The 24,442-nt window shown below is 37.1% G+C and carries 13 protein-coding genes and 1 rRNA gene (1 of these 14 cut by a window edge); 8 read left to right on the plus strand and 6 right to left on the minus strand.

Annotation, left to right across the window (positions count from 1 at the left end; all coding sequences use genetic code 11):
- Positions 1–1,001 (minus strand): 16S ribosomal RNA (locus prwr041_RS04575); it reaches 529 nt to the left of the window's first position.
- A gap of 1,342 nt (positions 1,002–2,343) precedes the next feature.
- Positions 2,344–3,171, minus strand: a complete 828-nt coding sequence (locus tag prwr041_RS04580) for an AraC family transcriptional regulator (RefSeq protein ID WP_207155167.1) — start codon at positions 3,169–3,171, stop codon at positions 2,344–2,346.
- A 115-nt stretch (positions 3,172–3,286) separates the two neighbouring features.
- On the opposite strand from prwr041_RS04580, the gene prwr041_RS04585 reads away from it, so the two are divergent.
- Positions 3,287–4,435: an acyltransferase family protein gene (locus prwr041_RS04585; RefSeq protein ID WP_207155168.1), complete on the plus strand. Its 1,149-nt coding sequence runs from the start codon at positions 3,287–3,289 to the stop codon at positions 4,433–4,435.
- 128 nt (positions 4,436–4,563) lie between these two features.
- Here prwr041_RS04585 and prwr041_RS04590 read toward each other — a convergent pair whose 3' ends face one another.
- From prwr041_RS04590 to prwr041_RS04605, 4 genes are all read right to left on the minus strand, one after another.
- Entirely contained in the window at positions 4,564–6,630 is a 2,067-nt protein-coding gene (locus prwr041_RS04590; RefSeq protein WP_207155169.1) for a RagB/SusD family nutrient uptake outer membrane protein, read from the minus strand.
- A gap of 19 nt (positions 6,631–6,649) precedes the next feature.
- A complete protein-coding gene (locus tag prwr041_RS04595) occupies positions 6,650–9,808 on the minus strand; it encodes a SusC/RagA family TonB-linked outer membrane protein (RefSeq protein WP_207155170.1) in 3,159 nt (1,052 codons plus the stop codon).
- A gap of 169 nt (positions 9,809–9,977) precedes the next feature.
- Positions 9,978–11,075 carry an SGNH/GDSL hydrolase family protein gene (locus prwr041_RS04600; RefSeq protein ID WP_207155171.1) on the minus strand — a complete coding sequence of 366 codons (1,098 nt, stop codon included), beginning with the start codon at positions 11,073–11,075 and terminating at the stop codon, positions 9,978–9,980.
- Positions 11,076–11,597: 522 nt separating this feature from the next.
- Complete coding sequence (locus prwr041_RS04605) at positions 11,598–13,361, minus strand: 1-deoxy-D-xylulose-5-phosphate synthase (protein WP_207155172.1); 1,764 nt, start codon at positions 13,359–13,361, stop codon at positions 11,598–11,600.
- A gap of 139 nt (positions 13,362–13,500) precedes the next feature.
- Here prwr041_RS04605 and prwr041_RS04610 point away from each other — a divergent pair, with 139 nt between their 5' ends.
- From prwr041_RS04610 to prwr041_RS04640, 7 genes are all read left to right on the plus strand, one after another.
- Positions 13,501–13,797: a nitrous oxide-stimulated promoter family protein gene (locus prwr041_RS04610; RefSeq protein WP_207155173.1), complete on the plus strand. Its 297-nt coding sequence runs from the start codon at positions 13,501–13,503 to the stop codon at positions 13,795–13,797.
- Between the two features lie 64 nt (positions 13,798–13,861).
- Positions 13,862–14,533: a Crp/Fnr family transcriptional regulator gene (locus tag prwr041_RS04615; protein ID WP_207155174.1), complete on the plus strand. Its 672-nt coding sequence runs from the start codon at positions 13,862–13,864 to the stop codon at positions 14,531–14,533.
- Between the two features lie 6 nt (positions 14,534–14,539).
- Positions 14,540–16,129, plus strand: coding sequence for an RluA family pseudouridine synthase (locus prwr041_RS04620; RefSeq protein ID WP_207155175.1), 1,590 nt, complete (start codon positions 14,540–14,542; stop codon positions 16,127–16,129).
- Between the two features lie 109 nt (positions 16,130–16,238).
- A complete protein-coding gene (locus prwr041_RS04625; protein WP_207155176.1) occupies positions 16,239–17,345 on the plus strand; it encodes a glycoside hydrolase family 88/105 protein in 1,107 nt (368 codons plus the stop codon).
- Positions 17,342–19,867, plus strand: coding sequence for a glycosyl hydrolase (locus tag prwr041_RS04630; RefSeq protein ID WP_207155177.1), 2,526 nt, complete (start codon positions 17,342–17,344; stop codon positions 19,865–19,867). Before prwr041_RS04625 ends, prwr041_RS04630 begins: the two co-directional genes overlap by 4 nt.
- Positions 19,868–20,184: 317 nt before the next feature.
- On the plus strand, positions 20,185–20,385 hold the full coding sequence (locus prwr041_RS04635; RefSeq protein ID WP_207155178.1) for a hypothetical protein: 201 nt from the start codon (positions 20,185–20,187) through the stop codon (positions 20,383–20,385).
- 812 nt (positions 20,386–21,197) lie between these two features.
- On the plus strand, positions 21,198–24,362 hold the full coding sequence (locus prwr041_RS04640; protein ID WP_207155179.1) for a glycoside hydrolase family 2 TIM barrel-domain containing protein: 3,165 nt from the start codon (positions 21,198–21,200) through the stop codon (positions 24,360–24,362).
- The last annotated feature ends 80 nt before the right edge of the window (positions 24,363–24,442 follow it).

Raw genomic sequence — 24,442 nt, forward strand, 5'->3', positions numbered from 1 at the left:
CCTCTGCAATTCAAGCCCGGGTAAGGTTCCTCGCGTATCATCGAATTAAACCACATGTTCCTCCGCTTGTGCGGGCCCCCGTCAATTCCTTTGAGTTTCACCGTTGCCGGCGTACTCCCCAGGTGGGATGCTTAATGCTTTCGCTTGGCCGCTGGCCCAGGTGGGTCAACAGCGGGCATCCATCGTTTACCGTGCGGACTACCAGGGTATCTAATCCTGTTCGATACCCGCACTTTCGAGCTTCAGCGTCAGTTGTGCTCCCGTAAGCTGCCTTCGCAATCGGAGTTCTTCGTGATATCTAAGCATTTCACCGCTACACCACGAATTCCGCCTACGTTGCGCACACTCAAGTCTGCCAGTTCGCGCTGCAATTCAGATGTTGAGCATCTACATTTCACAACACGCTTAACAGACGGCCTACGCTCCCTTTAAACCCAATAAATCCGGATAACGCCTGGACCTTCCGTATTACCGCGGCTGCTGGCACGGAATTAGCCGGTCCTTATTCATACAGTACCTGCAAATAACCACACGTGGCTAACTTTATCCCTGTATAAAAGCAGTTTACAACCCATAGGGCCGTCATCCTGCACGCTACTTGGCTGGTTCAGGCTTTCGCCCATTGACCAATATTCCTCACTGCTGCCTCCCGTAGGAGTTTGGACCGTGTCTCAGTTCCAATGTGGGGGACCTTCCTCTCAGAACCCCTACTGATCGTTGCCTTGGTGGGCCGTTACCCCGCCAACAAGCTAATCAGACGCATCCCCATCCATAACCGATAAATCTTTATTCCTAATCAGATGCCGTCAAAGGAAATTATAGAGCATTAGTCTTACTTTCGCAAGGTTATTCCCTAGTTGTGGGCAGGTTGGATACGCGTTACTCACCCGTGCGCCGGTCGTCGACAAGGAAAGCAAGCTTTCCTCTCGTTACCCCTCGACTTGCATGTGTTAAGCCTGTAGCTAGCGTTCATCCTGAGCCAGGATCAAACTCTCCATTGTAAAATATTATATATTCTATTTCTAGAATGTCTGTAATCTGTTCAGAACGAATCTCCTAAATTATTGTAGTCTAAAACCTGATTTTTTCGAAACCGAACCTAAGTCCGGTGACGGTTTGTTTCTTTTTACCCGAGTACCGAAATAAATCCCAGCACTCGCTTCTTGTACTACTTTTCTGTCTATGTAAATCTTTTCAAAGAACTCTTTCTTTTGCTGTAAGAGAAGCGTTGTTCTCAAAAGCGAATGCAAAAGTATAGGTTTTTATCCGAACCTCCAAATCTTTTTATGAAAAAGTTTCAATTATATTTCATTATTTCCGTTTTGTTGACAGAATCATGTATTTCAAAATATATACACATTATTATATATAGAAGGAACTCTTAATGCTTATAGTTATGTCTGACAAATAGCTAAACAAAGGGGATTCCTACCTGTGGAAATTCGTTTTTTCTAGCTACGAAGCTACGTAAACGGATTAACTTACTGTCATTTAGCAAGTTACGTAATATTTTACAGAAATACAGCTACGGCAGGCTACGTTCGAGCTACGGCATGGGATGGCGTTTCAACGATGAAACGGAAAAGATGGAATTATTCGGGATTACTTTTGAACCGGAAAAAGAAAACGTTTTAACGATGGAATGGAAACGTTTTAACGATACAACGGAAACGTTTGATCGATGGAATGCAAACGTTATGTCGTAGGAATGAAAACGTTATAACGATACAATAGAAACGTTTGATCGTAGAAACGGTTTGATGGATGGGTATTAATGGTCTGCCGTCAGTCTTCTAGGTTTCATTCTTCCTACATACAGTTTTCTAAAAAAAAAGCGTCGAAGTGTCGAGTCCTTGATCATCAGGAAGTTATGTTAAGAACAAGTGTCGGCAAGGTGTCGGTGAAGTGTCGGTAAAAATCAGAAATGCGCCGACACCTTACCGACACTTCACCGACACTTAAATCACAGCTAACATATTGATAGTCAGACATTCGACACTTAGACACTTATATTTCAAAAACTCCTAGTACGCGCGTACGTACATAACATATATAAGCGTTTAAAAATATATCCCAGAAAGAATGTCATATTGAAATTCACCTATGATTTTGGGCTAAGACTCCAATTCTATATCAAAACACCTGATATTGGCGTAGCTTGAACGTAGCCTGACGTAGCTAACTTTCCTTGTTAAAACATTCTCCTTCCCTTTGTATAAAGGCGGTTCAGAAGATGACGTAGCTTCGTAGCTAAAAAACATAATTACATGTATAACATCCCAAGCCACATGCGTGTAAACGCTTTGACTTGGTCTGCCATTTTTATTAATGCTTCTGCGTCGATTAATAATTTGTAATTCTATATTTACTTGGAGTCATACATTTAATGCGACGAAACACACGGCAGAAATATGGGATATCATTAAAGCCCGATTTATAACAAACTTGCGATATATTAAAGTCTGTCTTTTTAAGTAATTCACATGCTTTTGCTATTCGATACTCATTTAGATAATTCACAAATGACATACCTATATTATACTTAAAAAAACGGCAAAACGAAGTACGGTTCATATTTACATGACGAGCTACATCATCAATAGTTATTGACCTATAGAAATTACATAGCACATAAGTTTTTATTAGATTAAGCTGATATTCTCTTGCATCAATTTTATTGTTATGTCCTACAATATAAATATCCTTATTATCAGACGAAACACTAAGGAGCCGTATTAGCGAAGCTAATTTCTCTGCATTATTTTCTTTCTTCATACCATTTAAAATAGATATGATTACACCAGCTTTTCTCTTACCGAATTTTACAGCATCAATATTCTCACGTATCTTCATTATCACAGCAGACATTTCAGGAAATGCTGAAGCACATTTATTCAAGAAAACATCATCAAAAGTAACAGTTATATTTGCTATATGACCATTAATATCAGTTTCAAAATCATTAAATGACCAACAATGAGGTATTTCTGGAGGTATAAGGACTACATCTCCAGAATTAAACATTTCGGTCTTATCTCCTATAGTTCGAATCCCTGAACCCACAGATACATAAGATAACTCCCATGTTGATTGCTGGTGCAAATCAATTTGATTCTTAGGAGCAATATGAATATCATGGTAAGAAAAAGAATGTAGGATGTTGTCATTCATATATAGTTGGTATTATAATACGAGATGCAAATATAAGACAATTCTAATAAACAATAATACAATTATATGTTTTTTATTTCTTATAATTTTACCGACACAAATTAAACAATCAATTATGGCATCAACTTATTTGGCATCAAAGCCACGATATGAAATACTAGATGGACTGCGCGGTGTTGCAGCAATGATCGTAGTAGCATTCCATTTGTTTGAGACTTATTCAAAAGGACCAGTTTTTCAGATATTGAATCATGGTTATCTAGCTGTAGATTTCTTTTTCGTTCTGTCAGGATTTGTTATTGGTTATGCTTATGACGACCGTTGGAACAAAATGACAACATGGGGATTTTTCAAACGACGTCTTGTACGTCTACACCCTATGGTCATAATGGGGACAGCTTTAGGGGCCTTATTGTTCTACTTCAGTGACTGCTCTGGATTTCCACTTATCAGCAAAACATCATGGCAAGAGTTGATAATGATGATGTTGTTTGCTTTCACTATGCTACCTGCCACAACGAAAATGGATATACGAGGATGGGGAGAAACAAATCCTTTGAACGGTCCAGCTTGGTCTCTTCAATGGGAGTATATAGCTAATATTCTATATGCAACTATCATACGTCATTTTTCGAAGACGATGCTAGCTATATTCTTGGTTTTTGCAGCATTCCTGACATTAAATTTAACAATGAACTGGGATGTTTTAAATGTACTTCAAACTCGCAATTATGCTGCATATACAGTAATTGGAGGATGGAGTTTAACCCCCGACAAAATATGTATAGGAGCATCTCGCCTACTATATCCAGTTTTTGCTGGTCTACTACTATCACGTATCAACAAACTGATAAAGGTAAGAGCAGGATTCTGGTGGTGTTCTTTACTCATTGCAGCGCTACTAGTGATGCCTAGAATAGGAGGCACAGACAAAATGTGGATGAATGGAATATATGAATCAACAACAATTATAGTTCTTTTCCCCTTAATTGTATCAATGGGAGCAGGCAGTAATGTGTCAGGAAGATCGGTTACCGTATGTAAGTTTTTTGGAGAAATATCATATCCATTATACATCATTCACTACCCATTAGTCTACCTACAAGTAGCATGGATGCGAAGCCACCCTGATGCCCCACTGGGAGTACATATTTTTGTAAGCATATCAGTATTTGCAATGGCTATAGCTGTAGCATACGCATGTCTCAAACTATATGATATCCCAGTACGCAACTGGTTGAAAAAGAATTGGCTTATGAAATAACGGCATATAATATTAGCAGACAAGTTCAACAAAAAACATCTGCATTATCTGTAGATAGACAAACAAAAGATAAAAAAATTACTGCATCTCATTAGATGCAGTAATTTTTTATTTATCTATAATCACCATTAATATCCAGGATTTTGCAAAACTTGTTTTTCATCATCTGAAAGAGAAACACCATTAGCCTTTGTAATAGAGTTTAAGAACGTTTGAGGAATTGGACGATAATAATGCTTCGCTGCATCAAACTTACCAACACCACGAACAGAGCCATCATTGAATGCATTCCAACGTGCCTCAAGAGTCTTTGTACGTGCAAGATCATACCAGCGTAAACTTTCTCCACACAATTCACGAGTACGCTCATCTAGTAAGAAACACAGCATTTTCTGAGCGTTCGTCGTACAACCTAAAGCTTGATATATTGGACTATCAACAACAGAGTTATATACATCACTTACACTATTTAAATGCATTGCACTCTTTGTAGATTCTGTTGTGGCACTAACATTATTAGATTCGTAATATGTATTCTCACTTGAGAAAATTGCACCATCAGCAGAATAGCCACCTCCCTTATCCTTACAATAAGCATTATTCTTATAAGCCTGACCTCCATCAACATTTACTGCACGATCTTCACCTGAAGCATATCCAGCACGGTCACGCAACATATTAATATAGGTAAGGGCATCATCATAATGACTTTCACCCTGCCTTATGTAAGCCTCAGCCACCATAAGAGCATCTTCGGCACTGCGAGCTATAATAGCGTCACGGGTACCAAACTGCGAAGCTATTGCTATACGATATCCATCACGGAACTTACTCAAAGCAACAAAACGCTTCTGCGCACCATAATACCCTTCATTACCATGAGCATCAAGCCAAGAGTTTTTTTCATCTTTAAAATAACGCACGAAAGTATGTGTTGCATCCAACACTCCATTTTTTAACACATCAGCTTCTGCCGTTCCATATTTTACATATCTGTTATCCCCTGCATTATTTACAATATATTTTGTAGCGACCTGACCTCCTACAAATCTTTTTGCATTGGCTGCAGCACCAGATGGGCAAACGCCGGCTGCGATGGCAGCAGCATTCCATGCAGGGGCATCAGAACTACTATTACAACCATAACATGTAACAAATGATTTCCAAAAACGAGAGTCGTTTACACGGTCAAAGACATCCATTGTGTAATTAGTAGAACGTGCGTAACAGAATTCACGATCTCCTGAAATATCACGTTTCGTACCAGACATATCCTGGTAAACAGCTGGATAATAAAGATGCATCTGATTTCCATAACGTCCCCATGTATTTTGATCATCAGAGAACTGTGCTGCAAGAACAACTTCGCTCACTTTTTCGTTTACATCATTAGCCTTGGTGTAATTCCATAAATCCACATAATTAGAACAAATAGGACATGCAGTAACAACCTCCTTACCATATTTTATAACAGCTTCTAGATCAGAAGATACATAGTCTTTATTCCATGAAGAGTATAATTCACTTGCACGGGCAAGATGAACAGAAGCAAGGAAATGTGCAGCAGCCCATTTCGTTATTTTTCCAGTACCATCCTGTTTTGTTGGCAACAAATTATAAGCTTGCTCTAAATCAGATATAATTTGAGCAAAACAAGCATCTTCTGAAGCACGAGTAAAATATGTCTCTACGCCTGCAGATGGTTGTAATTTTAAAGGAACTCCACCATATTGCTGTACTAATCTATAATAATAAAATCCACGGAAGAAATACCCTTCTCCAAGACGTGTATTGTAATTCGCGTCAGACTTATTATAATATTGAGGTATGTTAGCTATCATTGTATTAGCAGATTCTATACCACTGAAATAATTATCCCATATAGGGGAATTCACTTCTGTATTAGTAGAATTTAAAGTCTCACCATAATTATTATAGTCTGGTCCAGAATTATTAGCATCTGTAAATTCATCAACACCCCAATTAAAAGCCTTTATTCCCCAAGTGTAGTTAAACTGGAACTTCAATTTCTGATAAGTTCCTACAGATAACTCGTCTAGTCCTGACTGAGTCTTAAAATGATCAGTACTATATTGTGTAGTTAGCTTTTCATCCAAGAAATCACTACTACAAGATGTAGCAAGCCCTAATGTAGAAGCCGCCATAAATGCTAATAAATATATATTATTTTTCATTGTATTCTTTAATTATGAATTAGAAACTTAAATTCAAACCAAATGCCCAAGAGCGTGTAGAAACTCCTGCTCCTGAAGTAACCGTATTATTGTCATAGCTTGACAAATCTGTATCAAGATATTTAATTCGGTGATAAATCATAAAAGGATTTAATGCCTGCACATATAATTTTAGTGCACCAATGCCTAACTTATCAAGATATCTTTTAGGAACATTGTAGCCAAAACTAATATTACGCATCTTAATAAACGAACCATCATGGTAATTCATTGAAGAACTATAAGTATCGGCAGCCTCTCCATTTGAACCAGGAGCATAATACTCTGCATTTTCATTAGTATTTGCGACCCAATAATCGATTTTTCTCTGTGCATAGCGACCGTCCAAAGTCAGCCCACCAGTGCGTACCATAAATCCCCAACGCGCATACATGAAGAATGATAGTTCAAAGTCTTTGTAAGTAAATGTGTTTGTCATACCTCCACTCCATTTAGGACGTAGATAACCACGTATGCAACGATCATGCGTAGCATCAATTTTACCATCGCCATCCAAATCTTTTACTTTGATCTGTCCTGGTTTACGATTATACTTAGCAGCTTCTGTTGCTTCTGACGTTTTCCATATACCATCATAGACATAATCATAACCTACAATTCCAATTTGTCTTCCAACAAACCATCCATTATTCAAATCCTCTTTCACACCATTAGCAAGTTCACTGATTTCGCTTCTATCCATAGAATACGTGATGTTTGTCATCCAATGAAAATCCTTAGTCATGATATTAATAGTATTCAACTGAAAATCAATACCCCATCCTTTGGTCTTGCCAACATTTGCATAAGTTGAAGTATAGCCCGTGAGAGAAGGAATTGACATATCCATAAGCAGATCATTAGTTTTTGTACTATATATATCAAAACTACCAGTAATTCTATTTTTAAGGAAACTATAATCCAAACCAAAATTGTATTGTGAAGTACGCTCCCAACCTAAGTTAGAATTAGCCATTTTTGCAGGATGTGATTGTGAAGGATCAGATGCGACATAGCCAATCGAAGAATCTGTATTACCATAATTATAATAAAGAGTTGTAATAGCTCCCTTAGTTCCATAAGGAGATATTGCGGCATTACCTGTAACACCATATCCAAGACGAAGTTTCAAGCCGTCAATCCAAGTTATACCTTTCATAAAATCTTCCTGATCAATACGCCATCCAAGTGCTAGAGAAGGAAAATTAGCCCATTTATGACCTTCAGCTAACTGTGACGCACCATCACGGCGAACAGAAGCTGTGAGCAAGTATTTATCTTTATAACTATAGTTAAAACGTGCCATGTAAGATTCCAGCTGCTTCTCTGTTAGCCCTGTACCGAAAGAATTCAATTTACCTGCAGAAAACAAATTAAACCATTTTTCGTCTGTTGTTGCAGTACCTATAGCTTTCATATCCCCTAACTCATAATGATAGTCAGAAGATGATTGCAACAATGTTAGGTTTATTTTGTGATTTTGTGCAATTGTACGATCATAGTAAACCAAGTTATCCCAAGTCCAACTACGAGTTTGATTCGTATTATAACTAGCAGTATTATTACCATCACCATTTATGCCATCGGCTGCATAAGCAACACCATCACGATAATATCTAAATTCAGGTCCAAACTGCGTACGAAATCGAAGTCCTGTAAGCGGTTTCCACATTTCACCGATATTGAGTTCTGCATAGAAGCTACCATTCAATGTAAGTTGCTGACGATTATTCTCTGTATATTGCAACTCATTAATAGGATTAATGATATTGACATCGCCAGCTGCCGGATTTCGAATATATAATCCGTTATCGTCATAAGGAACAGTCCAAGGTAACATTGATTTTAAAGCTGAGTAATAATCTCCTGAACCAGTAACTGATTTAGCAAAGTTATATCCATACTGCTGATCACCAAAAGCGGCATTGATATTAGCGCCCATTTTGAACCAAGTCTGTGGAGTTGCATCTACACTTACCTTTGCTGTATAGCGTTTATACAACTGACCAGGCTGAGTACTTTCCTGACGCAAGAAGCCGAATGAACCATAAGCTTGTATCTTATCTGTACCACCAGCTACGCTAAGCGTATGTTCGGTAGATACACCAGTCTGCTTACCATATTTTGTCCAATCATAAGTAATGGCATCATCACCATTCCAAGTACTATGATCTGCGGACCACCCAGCCTCTATATTAGCCCAAGAAGCACCTATAGATCCCCAAATAGCTTTGTCTGCATTATAAGAAGGAGTGTCTGAACCATACAAGTTCTGTCCTGTTTTACTAATTTGATTCATTTTTGCCTGACGTGCATAAGCTATCCATTCTCCCGTATTCATCATGTGAGTCACGTCATACATATTTTCAACAGTAACAGATCCAGAATAACTAATGACAGCTTTACCATTACGTCCATGTTTCGTGGTTACAAGAATAACTCCATTGGCACCACGTGAACCATAAATAGCAGTAGCAGAAGCATCTTTTAATACATCAATAGACTCAATATCCTGTGGATTTAAGTTTTCAATACCTCCATTCTGAATAATCATTCCATCAACAACATACAATGGTCCCTGATCAGCATTTAATGAACGTACACCACGTATACTAATACCACCAGTTTCACCAGGGCGTTGATTTGTCGTAATATCCACACCTGCTGTTTTACCTTGCATAGCTTGTAATGCATCTTTTACTGGCATAGCATTCAATTCAGTTTGTCCGATACGAGTCAAAGCACCTGTAACATCACTTTTTTTCTGAACACCATAACCAACAACGACAACTTCTTCCAAAGTTTTTTTATCTTCAACTAAAGATACTTTTAATTCGTGACGACCATTCGTAACGATAGTTTGCGACTCATATCCTATATACGACACTACCAAAGTAGCATTCTGTGGTGCATTTAGAATAGAGAAATTACCATTTAGATCGGTAATAGAACCATTAGTCGTTCCCCGCACCACAACACTGGCACCAATAACAGGTTCCCCAGTAATATCAGTCACGACTCCTGTAATTTTATTTTGCGCAAATGCTCCTATAGCGAAGACTATAAACAAAATAAAAAACGATAACCTTTGGATATTATCCAAATGATTTTTCACAAAAATACTCACGCTTTTTTTCATGTTATTTTTTAGGTTTAATTAGATATTGTTATAATAGACTATTATTTTACAAAGATATGTTTAACATTTTTTTCTCTACACAGTTTTTTGATTTTTAAGCTATAATTTTTGATATCAGTACATAAAAAAGGAGCACTCTCGTGCTCCTTTGTAATCAAAGTATCCTTTGTTATTTTACAACATCATCACTCAATGACCATCCCATCATTGCAGATATTTGGGGAATGAGGGTCATGGCTATCTTACGTTGTCCTATGTAATTAGGATGCCAATCGGAACCTAAATCGGTATCATCAACTATAATATTAGCTAAAGAATTAGCCATGTGAACATTTTTGTCGTCAGCCACACGCTCCTTCAATAATTGCAAAGCTGCACAAAGATAGCGAGTAGCAGAGTGTGGGGTAATACATAATATTGGAACATTACCATAATGTTTGCGTAAACTTGCTATCAACTTCAAGTATTGCCCAACATATTGTTCGTCCGTAGGAATTGCGGTTGGTGAAAAATCATTAGTACCAAGATTTATCATAACAAGACTTGGTTTGTATGCAGCAAATGAATATACAGTGGTATCATGCTGATCCATCACTTTGTCATGGCGAATATACATATTAATATCTGACATCTGATTCTTATCCGCCCAATCACGCACCATGCCTTGTCCACTATGAGCAACTAGTGCATAATCCGCATCAAAATATCGGGCTATGATACATCCATACGCCTTATTGCAATTCTCTGTAGACAACTTAAAAGGTTCATTATACTTCAAGCCCTCTGCTCCATATCCACATGTATAAGAATCACCATATACTTCAATAAACCTTTTTTTAGCCGGCACTTTATAAGTTAAACCACCAGTAGCAAGATAAACCCCACATACTGTCGTCATGCCATATTGGCCCTCAGTGCATTTCTGCAAACGTAGACGATGCATGCCCTTTGAAAGATTCTCGGCAAGAACCACTGCATGAGGCTGTTTGCCATACACCTTTATTTTTTTCAAAAGCTGTCCATCAATAAATACATTATGATAACTGGTGTCAGCCTCAGATATATCAACTGCAATTGAACCACCAGTAAAGTCTGTTTGCAAATACGTACCAATCCAATCATAGCTTACATTTCCCTTTGTATCAGAGACAGTTCTACCAGTATAAGAAATACCACTATTAAAAAGTTTGTTGAAATTAATACGTGTAGCATGTGCAACACTAAATGTCGCACAAAAGATTAAAGACCATATTATTTGCTTTTTCATATTAAATTATTATAAAAATACAATTATACAACGTTTTCTTATGGATATTATTGTGAAAAAAGAAAAGGCGTACCAGCTTCACAGCTGCAATACGCCCCATACTTAAATTGACTCAAGTAAATAAAATTCTTTTATCATTCGATATGCATATAAATTATTAAAGTCTGCAATAGACATTTAAATATTTCATCTTTACAGCATAGAATGGACATTTCCACGATCATTATTCTATCATGTAATTATATATCAAAAATTATGAGTCGTTTTCAAAACAAAAAATATTGTTTCATTTATCTCTTTTGCAATCCAAAATATTGCTAAACATTTACAAGCTTTATCTTAACACTTACATTCACCTATTTTATACTTTTAGGCATCGCAAAGGTATAAAAATATATTTAAACTCCCAAACTTTATACGAATAATTATTTATTAAAAAAGGAATAAAATAGCCACATTCCTTTCAGAATGTGGCTTAAAGGGGGGTATAGCAAGTATTTAGCAGCTATATTGTAATTTTTATCAATAAATATTCAAAACAGACTTTATACTAGATAATATCTGTTCATCTGTAAGATTATTATCCATCAACAACTTATTTACATCATAACGATCATAAAGAGCCTTCTTAACTCCGAAGTTTAAAACTTTCATTGTTGTAGGACCATAGAAACGAGAAATACGTTCTCCGAATCCACCATCAAGACTTCCATCCTCAATTGTAACCACAATCTGATGATCTTTTTTAAGTCCGTCAAGCATATTCTCATCCACCCCAGACAAATAACGAGGATTGATAAGAGTTGCATCTATTCCATCATTTGCAAGAGATTGTCTGATAGCATCTCCTTTTTGGAAAAAGTTACCAACAGCAATGATCGCAACTTTCTCACCACAATGCGCCATTTTAAACTTATTCAAATCACTATAATCGGTATCATATTCTTCTGGACTATGAACAACGGGTCCTTCTGGTACACGAATTGCAATGCTGTATTTATCCTGATTGATTGCCCATTTCTCCATTGCAATAAGTTCCTCATAACTTGTTGGCGCAAGATAATGCAGATTAGGTATATGACTAATCATTGGAATATCAAAGAAACAAATATGGGTGAAATCATTCATTCCATATATTGTTGCTCCAAGAACATTAAACACTGCCGGATTACCATTCACGGCTAAATCTTGGCACAGTTGATCGTAAGTACGCTGAAAGAAGGTAGCAAAATCACTGAACACAGGATGCGCTCCTCGCTTTGCCATACCAGAAGCCAAAGCAACAGCTTCCTCTTCAGCAATACCGACATCAATAAACTGCTTACCGGCTTGTAATCTTTCTTCTTTTGTAAATCCGAAACTAGCAGGTGTACCTGCTGTAATAACAACAAGCTTCTCGTCACGTTTCATTTCATCCAACAGCCAATGACCAAGCATCGAAGAAATAGATTCTTTACTATTTATTGCCTTTAGACTTCCATCTTCAATATTAAAAGGCATACTCCAATGCCAACGTTCTTTATTCTCAACAGCTGGTTTATATCCATGTCCTTTTTCAGTATGTATATGAACTACCATTGGATGATCAATATCTTTCACCTTATTGAAGGCATCAACAAGCCTAGATATATCATTACCATCATTTACATACATATAGTCAAATCCCATTGATTTAAAGAAATTCAACTCAGCCTGACCATTGGATTCACGTAGCAGTTTCAAGTTCTTATACAATCCACCATGATTTTCAGCAATGCTCATTTCATTATCATTAACAACAACAATAATGTTAGTTCCTATTTCGCTTGCTGTATCTAAGCCCTCGAAAGCTTCACCACCAGATAACGATCCATCACCGATTACAGCAATAACATTTTCTGTTCCGCCAATTATATCACGAGCTTTCTGCAAACCAGAAGCAAGAGCTATAGATGTAGAAGTATGACCTATTTCGAAATTATCATACTCAGGATTTTCTAATGGAGAAGAATACCCAGAAATTGCATCCATATCACTAACATCAAGAAATCCTTTTGCACGACCTGTAAGCATCTTATGAGGATAGCTTTGATGACTGATATCAAAAACGAATTTATCTTCAGGAGCATTAAAAACATAATGCAGTGCAACTGTGGCCTCGGTGAAACCCAAATTAGGTCCAACATGTCCTCCATGATTACTTACACGATTAAGAACTCCTGCACGAACTTCATCAGCTACAATTTTTAGTTGTTCAATGCTAAGTCCCTTCAGATCTTTAGGACTATTAATTTTTTCTATATACATAAATTTCTATCAATTATATTCATATTCTTACGGATGCAAAGGTATTTCAAATAATTGAAATACATAATAACCAAATTACTGATTAATTTACCAAAAATACGTTTTTGCATTTTCACCTTAATTATATTACCTTTGCAGAATGGGAAACAAAATTGAGAAAGATAAAGATACGATCCAGCAGATGGTAACTTTATATTGTCGCCACAAACTAAACATGCCAAAGCCAGACGAGCAATATCAAAAATTGATATCCTATTGTTGTTTGCGTCTTGATAAATGCAAATGGGGTGAAAACAAAATGGCATGTAAGAATTGTCCAGTGCATTGCTATAAACCAGAAATGCGCGAACAAATAAGAAGAGTTATGAGATGGGCAGGACCAAGAATGCTTTTCTATAAGCCAATAGCTGCAATAAAACATCTACTAGGTAAATAAGAACTTTCTTGCAAATTTCATTTTTCTTTATTATATTTGCAGATACATATAAAATCGGATTAGGATGATAAACGACAGAGTATTACATGCATTGCATAAATGCCCTTTATTTGAAGGGATGAACGATATTAGTATTGAACTAACACTTGGCGGTTCAAACTACAAATTAGTAAAATATGCAAAACGAGATGTATACATACTCGCAGGAATGCCATGTAAATACGCAGATATCGTTATAAGCGGAAGACTTTTATGTCGATTGGTTTCATTGAGTGGAAAACAAGTTGAAGTGAGCCAACTTAAAGAGGGTGACATTATCGCCCCTGCATTTATTTTCTCACATAAAAGGGATATGCCTGTAAGCGTAGAGACAGACACGGAAGTTACGATATTACGAATGGCTCCCGAAACCTTGAAAAGACTCATTGACACTGACGAAACAATAAGAATGAATTTTATTCGTTCACTTTCGGATATAGACGTATTTCTTACTAACAAGATGAAAGTACTTAGTCTTTTTACTATCCGCGAAAAGGTAGCTTACCTCCTTTTGGAACGTGCAGGAGAAAAAGATTCTAACATCATTCACCTTCATCGCAGCCGTCAGGAAATAGCAGACTCATTTGGTATTCAAAAATTTTCACTCCTGAGAGTATTAAGTGCCTTTGAGAAAGAAGGCGCAATAAGAATTGACGGAAAAACCATAGAAATACTAAACAGAGAAATATTAAGATAATATCAAATGTTCCACAAATTCACTAATTATCCAGATACTCTACCTGTAAGATTTAACAATCCATTTTATTACGAACCTGACCAACTATGCTTAAAAGCTGTTGACGAGGTTAAAAATTGGATAGAGAATGCCGATGCAACATTTCTCTCGGAAATAGAACAAGGCAAGATGTTTGGTGTCCTAATTGTGGAAAATAAAAAAGAATTAGGATTTATAGCTGGCTATAGCGGTCAAATATGTGGGCGCAGTGACTGGAAAGGTTATGTTCCTGCCGTATTTGACTATTTGCAACCTAACGGATATTTCAAGTTGCATGAAGCTGAGATATCATCCATTAACAAAGAAATAATATCATATGAAAACAGTGTTGAAAAAAGAAATGCGGTAGAGGAATTACAATCAACATGCAATGAAGCAAAACTTGAAACAGAAAAATATAAAGAGTATATAAAAGAAGTGAAGTCTGAACGTCCTGAGAATAAACCATTGACACAGGAAATGATTCACCAATCACAATTCATGAAGGCTGAACTGCATAGGATCAAGAAAAGATATTCATCACTGATAGCTGAAAAACAAGCCGTTGTTGATAATATTAATAAGGAGATAAATACACTAAAGCAACAGCGTCGACAAAAAAGCGATTACCTGCAACGTTGGCTTTTCAAGCAATTCATGATGCTGAATGCCAATGGTGAACAAAAAGACCTTATTGACATATTCTATAATTATAACGAGCTACATACAATTCCACCAGCTGGAAGCGGAGAATGCTGTGAACCGAAAATGCTACAATATGCTTTTTCACACAATATGCGCCCTATAAGTATGGCAATGTTCTGGTGGGGCAAGAGTCCAAAAGAAGAAATACGCCATCATCTACATTTCTATCCTGCATGCAACAATAAGTGTAAGCCTATATTAAAGTGGATGCTTCAAGGCATAGACGTAGAACCTAATGCTTTAGACCGCGAAGACAGCAGAACATTAGAAATAATATACGAGGACGAAGATATTGCAATCGTGAACAAACCTGCAGGAATGCTGAGTGTTCCTGGAAAAAGTAATAGACAAAGCGTGTATAGTATAATGAGAAGCAGATATAAAGACAATGCTGATAGTCCACTTATCGTACATCGCCTAGACATGGCGACAAGCGGTCTGCTAATTATAGCACGTACGATGAATGCATATCTTGATATTCAAAGGCAGTTTAAACAGCATAAAGTTCACAAAAAATATGTGGCACGTCTAAGTACACCACATACCAATGATAAAGACGGAACAATATCTCTCCCATTGAGACCCGACATAAACGACCGTCCAAGACAACTCGTTGACCATATCAACGGAAAAGAGGCTATAACAAAATACCACTTCACTGAGACTGATCGTGTGGAGCTGTATCCACAGACTGGCAGAACACACCAGTTGCGCATGCATTGCGCTCATAATGAAGGCTTAGCAAATCCAATAAAAGGTGACGAACTATACGGGAAAAAAGACAAGCGACTATATCTGCATGCAGAAGAACTGACCTTTATACACCCTACCACAAAAAAAGAAGTTACATTCTTCTACAAGGCAGAATTTTAAGCATCGTAGGCTTCTTTTGAACAATAATACCACTTTTTGAACTATTTTTGTGTAATTAAGGACCTTAAATATCCTAATTTTGCATATATAAAATCAAAAACAATATAACATGAAAAAGATTACAGCGACAGCGCTAATCATGCTTATGTCTCTTGGTACAGCTTGTGCACAACAAAACATATTAGAGACAGCCCAGAAGGTAAACAATTATTTCATAAAAAAGTATGCTGATCCAACAGTGCCTACATTCGTGAAAAAAGAAAGAGCAAGTAGTTTATGGACACGTGCCGTATACTATGAAGGTCTTATGTCCTTATATGCAATTGACAAACAACAAAGATATCTTGACTATACAGATACTTGGGCAAACTTTCACAAATGGACTCCACGCAATGGTACAACAACAACCGATGCCGATGATCAATGCTGCGCTCAGACTTATCTTGACAGATACAAAATGGAAGGCGGCAATGAGAAACTAGACAAGGTGAAAGAAAATCTTGACAAGCAAATATCATCAGGAAAAGCCGACTATTGGACTTGGATTGACGCGATACAGATGTCTATGCCTGTTTATGCAAGAATGTATAACATCACAAAAGATAGGAAATACATCGACTATGCAATGAATGCATATAACTGGAGTCGCAACACATGTGGTGGCGGACTCTTCAATACTAAAAATGGATTATGGTGGAGAGACAAGGATTTTGTACCACCATACAAAGAAAATGACGGAAAAGACTGTTATTGGAGTCGTGGTAACGGTTGGGTATATGCAGCACTTGTAAGGGTAATGAATGAACTCTCACCTAAAGACAAATATTACAAAGAGCTTAAAAATGATTTCATAAAGATGAGTGCCGGCATAATTAGCTGCCAACACAAAGATGGTTTCTGGTATCCAAGCCTTGTGTCAACAAACTATGCAGGAAAAGAGATGACTGGTACAGCACTGTTTCTTTACGGAATGAGTTGGGGTATAAATAAGGGATACCTTAACAAGAAAGTTTATCTTCCAGCTTGCAAAAAAGCATGGAAAGCACTTGAGGAATGTGCACACGAAAATGGGTTCTTAGGTTGGAATCAAGGAACAGGAAAAGACCCTTCAGCTGGTCAGCCTGTTACATATACAAGCGTACCTGATTTTGAAGACTATGGTACAGGTTGCTTCCTGCTTGGAGCTTCTGAATATTACAAACTAAACAACAAATGAAAAGAATATTTTTATGTGTTATATGCGCTATAGCAACATTGAGCATATATTCACAATCATGGCCTAAACAGTTACCTGAATCACTTCCCGGCACACGCTGGTGGTGGTTTGGCTCTGCTGTAGACTCGACCAACCTGAAATGGAATCTAGCAGAATATGCATCACATGGATTGGGAGCTGTAGAAATAACTCCAATATATGGAGTACAGGGAAATGATAAAAACGAGTTACGCTATCTCTCTCCGGAATGGATGAAGGCTTTGCAATATACAGAATGTCAAGCAAAAGCCAATCATATAGAGGTTGATATGGCTACTGGTACAGGCTGGCCTTTCGGTGGTCCATGGGTTCCTATAAACGAAGCTGCGTGCAAGGCTGTATTTATAGACACACTCGTAAGCCTCAACACTAAAATAAAAGATATAGCCTTTGCATTACCTAGTAAGGAGAAGTCGTTTGCAACACTCCAAAAGGCAATGGCTTTCAAATCTGACATCAAAGGAAAGAAAAGAGTTATAGCACTATATATAAGCCGGACACGACAGATGGTAAAACGTGCCGCTCCTGGTGGAGAAGGATATGTGATCGATCATTTTGATAAGAATGCCGTTATGCACTATCTGGCACATATTGACAGTGCCTTTAATGCAACAAATACCCCATATCCACATACATTCTTCAATGACAGCTATGAGGTATATGGCGCAGACTGGACACCAACATTACTTGATGAATTTGCGAAACGCAGAGGATACAAACTAGAGACTTGCTTCGACAAGCTACTTGACGGAGACAGCAAGACGTTATCTGATTATCGTGAAACATTAAGTGATATGCTATTGGAGAATTTCACGAATCAATGGACAGCATGGGCACACAGCCACGGAGCTATAACACGAAATCAGGCTCATGGAAGTCCAGCAAACCTCATTGATTGTTACGCTGCAGTTGATATCCCTGAGATAGAAGGATTCGGATTGTCAGACTTCAAAATAAAAGGATTGCGTAAAGATCCAGGAATGACAAGACCTAATTTCAGTGATCTAAGTATGCTGAGATATGCTCCTTCAGCAGCCCATATCACAGGAAAGCAGTTCACATCAAGTGAAACATTCACTTGGCTTACCGAGCACTTCCGTACATCATTGAGCCAGATGAAACCAGACATGGACCTAATGTTCTGCGCAGGAGTAAATCACATGTTTTTTCATGGAACGGCATACAGTCCTAAAGATGCAGAATGGCCAGGTTGGAAATTCTATGCATCTGTAGACATGAGTCCAACTAATTCTATATGGCGTGATGCTCCTTTCCTTATGAGCTACATCACTCGTTGTCAAAGTTTTCTGCAATGGGGACAGCCTGACAACGACTTTATTGTATATCTCCCAGTAAGAGATATGTGGGCAAAAGAAAAAGGACAAAGACTTATGCAATTTGACATACACAGTATGGCAAAGAAAGCACCAGAATTCATCCATGCAATAATGAAGATAGATTCATTAGGCTATGACTGTGACTATATAAGTGATCGCTATATACTTTCAACAACTTGTGAGAACGGGACATTAAAGACAATTGGTGGAGCTAAATATAAAGCTCTGATAATACCTGGCAACAATATTATGACACCTGAAGTGAAAGCACATCTCGCTGAACTTGAAAAACAAGGTGCACATATAATATTAGGAGTTAACTCAAAGGAAATGTCACTTTGTGCCGTTCCTGAACAGATTAAACTTCAGACTGGAATGAAAATGATACGCCGAAGTGATCCAACAGGTTATCATTATTTCATGTCGAACTTAACACCAAATGATGTTGACTGCGATATGCCATTAGCAACAAAATTCAAAGATGCGGCTTGGTTTAACCCTATGAATGGAGACATTAACAAGGCAACAATAAATAATGGGAAAATAAGAATCAAACTGAGAAGTGGAGAATCTGCAATTCTGCAAACATACAGAAATGGAAATCCTAAAGAACAAATAATTAATGAGCCTGCCAAACAAAGCAGACAAGATATCGAACTCACAAAGCATAAATGGCAATTGAGTTTTATTGAAGAGGCGCCAATGGTTGCAAAAACATTTAATCTAGACTCTTTGCAATACTGGCAGAATCTTGACAGTGAAACATCTGTGACAATGGGAACAGGTGTCTATACAACTGTCGTAAAGCTCAACAACACACAAGCTAAAACACACTGGAATATCAATCTAGGCGATGTGCGTGAAAGTGCAAGAGTTTATATCAATGGAGAATTTATCGGTTGCGCTTGGGCTGTACCATATATACTAGACTGCAAGAATCTTTTGCATAAAGGTAATAATGTAATACGAATTGAAGTAACAAATCTACCAGCAAACCGCATTTCAAACCTTGACAAAAAAGGAGTGAAATGGCGCAAGATGAAAGAAATAAATATTGTAGATTTAAACTATCAAAAGACAACTTATGCAAATTGGAAGTCTGTAGATAGCGGACTTAACAATGTGACATTGACAACAGATAATTGAATTAATTTAATTCACAAATAAAGAGAGGCTCAATACTCAAGGAATTCAACTATAAGTAAATTCATTTGAGTATTGAGCCTTAAAATTTATCTTTATAAAATAGCTTCAGACCTGTCATATATTAACAAGCATCACTATCATTGCTAGCATGATAACCATCATTCTAATCTTGAAATATGCACTACATTTGTTATAAACTAAGAAACAGGAAAAGAACCTAAGCAAACATTATTTTAATAAAAAGGGAAATACGCTTTCATTTATTTAAAAAAAGCATTAACTTAGCGGCGTTAAACTTATATATAAACTATAATATTATGGCACAGAAAAAAGAAATTGATGCATACCGTATGGCTGTTTTAAAAGTTATGATGGAAGCAAAAAAAGAAAACGGGGAACCTCGGTTTGATGAAGAAGAAGCAAAAATCACATTAGACATTCTATCAGATGCTGATATTGAATTTGGAATGCCGTTCAATACTCCACAAGAAACTGCAGAGATGTTGATGGAGGATTAATAATAGGCAAAAAAAATCGGTGAAGATTTCTCTCCCCGACCACTGGTGGGCCGCCAATCGGCGCCACCGTCATTCTGTAACTAACAATCTTTAAACCTAAAACTAATAACTAAAAACCTAAAACTTTAATCCTTGTTACCCTTGACAATCTTCCTTTTTACCTTTCACTAATACCGTTTATCCTTATTGCAATCTTGCTTTTACCTTAGCTAATACCTTTATACCCTATGAATCAATCTAAGTACCTTATTACCTATTTTTTGTCTTTTGACAATGCAAAGGTAGGCAATATTCTAATACATGCAATAGCAAAGTATGTATTTTAGTAAAAACACAACGTATTTTTGATATAAATCAAGTATGTGCCCGCACACAACACGTTTTATAGCACAATTTACGGCTTATTTATTCATTTTCGCTTTTAATATTCTACGATGACTATTATCAATTTCTATTCGTTAAATATGATACAGAAATATTATTTGACGAAGAACCCTAAAAAACAATATACTTTTGCAGCTGCTAATGAGAACCAAGAAATATGCATATTAATTACTTTGTATGAATTTAATTTATTAGCGATATAAATAAAGATATAGCAGAATGTCATTATCAGGTTGCTTATATAGAAATATGTATACAGAATTAGATATTCTATAGACCATACAAATTACTAAAAATGGATAATAAGCGTGACATTTATACCATTATATATATTTTAATTTTTTTTATTTGCCGTTGCTAGGTATTTTCGTTATATTTGCATAAATATTTCAAAACAACCGTTTAAATCGGATAATCAATCTATCGACATGAACAAGAAAACAATTTTAGCTTGCCTTGCATGTTCGGCATGCGTGACTGTTGCGTTAGCACAACAACCTACTTTTACAGAATGGCATGATATGGAAGTAAATGAAGTAAATAGATTCAAACTTCATACAAACTTTTTTGCCTACAATTCTGTTGACGAGGCTCAAAAGGGCAACATGTATCAATCAACCAACTATCTTTCTCTTGAAGGTAAATGGAAATTCAACTGGGTTGAGAATGCCGACCAAAGACCAACAGACTTTTTCAAGGCTGATTTTAATGATTCCTCTTGGGGAAATATGATTGTTCCTGGTATATGGGAAGTCAACGGCTTTGGTGATCCTGAATATGTAAACAATGGTTTTGCTTGGCGTGGACATTTTCAAGATAACCCTCCACAGATACCAACAAAAGACAACCACGTAGGCAGTTACCGACGCATTATCAATATTCCAGACAATTGGGATGGCAAACAAGTTATTGCGCATTTCGGCTCTGTCACATCAAACATGTATCTATGGGTCAACGGTCACTACGTTGGCTACACAGAAGACAGCAAAGTCGCTGCAGAATTTGACATAACTAAATATTTGAAGAAAGGTACTAACCTTATTGCATTCCAAACATTCAGATGGAGTGATGGTTCATATTGTGAAGATCAAGATTTTTGGCGTCTTTCTGGTGTAGCAAGAGAGTGCTACTTATATGCACGTGACAATAATTTTCATGTTGAAAACATACATATTACTCCTAATCTTACAAATAATTATGAAGACGGAGAAGCTTTGGTTAAGGTTAACGCAAAGGGAAATCCGATCATTGACTTTGAAATATTCAATGCTAATGGCATAAGCATTCTTAAAACTGAATCTAATTTTAAGAACCGCAACATAGGAAGTGCCAGATTTATGCTTCGCAACGTAAAGAAATGGACTGCAGAGACACCTTATTTATATACATTGGTCGCAACTGTCATGGACAGGAAGAAAAATGTTAAGGAAGTCATTAAGCAGAACCTTGGTTTCCGCAAAGTTGAAATCAAGGGTAGCCAATTGCTTGTAAACGGACAACCAATACTTATAAAAGGTGCTGACCGCCATGAAATGGACCCGGACGGAGCTTATAATATAAGTCTTGAAAGAATGATTCAAGATATAAAGATTATGAAGCGCCTAAATATAAACGCTGTACGTACATGTCATTATCCTGATGATCCTCGCTGGTATGATCTTTGTGACAAATATGGACTTTACGTAGTTGCCGAGGCAAATCAAGAAAGTCATGGTTTCGGATATGGTCCTGATGCAATTTCAGGAACTCCACTATTTGCAAAACAGATCATGGAACGTAACCAGCATAATGTTTCTATGCAATACAATCATCCTAGCATTATCGTTTGGAGTCTTGGAAACGAGACCAAGAATAGTAAAAACTTTGTTGATGCATATAAATGGATAAAGAATTTTGACCAAAGTCGTCCTGTACAATTTGAACAGGCAGGAAAGACAGGAGAAAATACCGATATTTTCTGTCCTATGTATTATTCCGTAAGTGATTGCGAGAAATATTCAAAAGATACGACATACACTCGCCCACTAATACAATGTGAATATAATCACACAATGGGTAATTCTGGAGGAAATCTAGCTGAATACTGGCAGTTAATCCGCAAGTATCCGAAATTCCAAGGTGGATTCGATTGGGACTTTGTTGATCAGGGATTACATCGCAAACTTGATTATAAGGCTGACCGTACTCTTGCAGATTATGAGAAAATGACTGCTAACTGGTCTAAAGATACAGAATATACTTATGGTGGCGACTATAACAAATATGATCCATCAGATAATAATTTTAACTGTAACGGTATAATTGGTCCAGATCGTCAGCTTAATCCTCACGCTTATGAACTAGCATATCAGTATCAGGATATTTGGGCAAATCCAGTTGACTTAATGAACGGTAAGATTAATGTTCATAATGAATATTTCTTCCGTGATCTCAGCAACTACAAAATGGTTTGGACGTTGCTTAATGATGGTAAGACCGTAAGCAGTGGAGAAATTGACAACCTTGATGTTGCACCACAACAGACAAAAGAATTTACTCTTCCATACAAGGCAGAAGGTAATGAACTTTATTTGAATATTGATTTCAAACTTAAGGAAGCAGAACCACTTCTTGACGCTAATCAGACAGTTGCTTATCAGCAATTATTGGTTAAGAAGTCTTCTGAAAATCTAAGCGTTGCAACATACTCAGGGAAAGGCAAGCTCAATGTTAAAGACAAGAAAAACAGTCCTGTAATAACTGTAACAAATAACTACATACAAATAGCATTTGACAAGGCAACCGGACTTCTCACAAAATATAATGTTAATGGCACAGACTATCTTGGAGAGGGAGGAACCCTTAAGCCAAACTTCTGGCGTGCTGTAACTGATAATGATATGGGTGCCAACATGCAGAATAAGTTTGCTTTATGGCATAATCCAAAGATGAATCTTGTGTCTCTAAGCGCAAATGAGGTAAAGACACAAAATAGTGGTAAGGTTGCGGAAATAGCTGCAGTCTATGATATGCCTGAAGTTAAGGCGCAAGTCAAACTAAAATATGTTGTATATGCAGACGGAACAATAAACGTTAATCAGAAGCTAAACACAACAAAGGGCGCAGAGATCTCAGATATGTTCCGTTTCGGCATGGTAATGGAAATGCCTTACACTATGGACCACAGCACTTATTATGGTCGCGGACCTATCGAAAACTACAAAGATCGCAAGGACTTTGCATGTGTAGGCATTTACTCACAGACAGCAGAGCAACAGTATTACCCATATATCCGCCCTCAGGAAAATGGAACAAAGTCTGATATTCGTAACTGGATGCAGACAAATGATAAAGGTTTGGGACTGCGCATAAATAGCAATAATCTTTTCTATGCAAGTGCATTGCACTATGCGATAAACGATCTTGACGACGGTGTAGAGAAAGACCAGCGTCACAGTCCTGACGTACCTAAATCAAAATACACTAATCTTTGCATTGATGGCGACGAAATGGGTGTAGGAGGTACAAACAGTTGGGGTGCATGGCCACTTGAAAAGTATCGTCTACATTATCAGGATAGAGAATTCAACTTCTCTTTATCAGTTGTAAAATAATACAATTTAGTGTATCATAAATACAAATTATAAAATATCCACCTTATTATGATAGAAAGTCCACCTCTTCTGAGGTGGAT

The organism is Prevotella herbatica (assembly GCF_017347605.1).
Lineage (GTDB): Bacteria > Bacteroidota > Bacteroidia > Bacteroidales > Bacteroidaceae > Prevotella > Prevotella herbatica.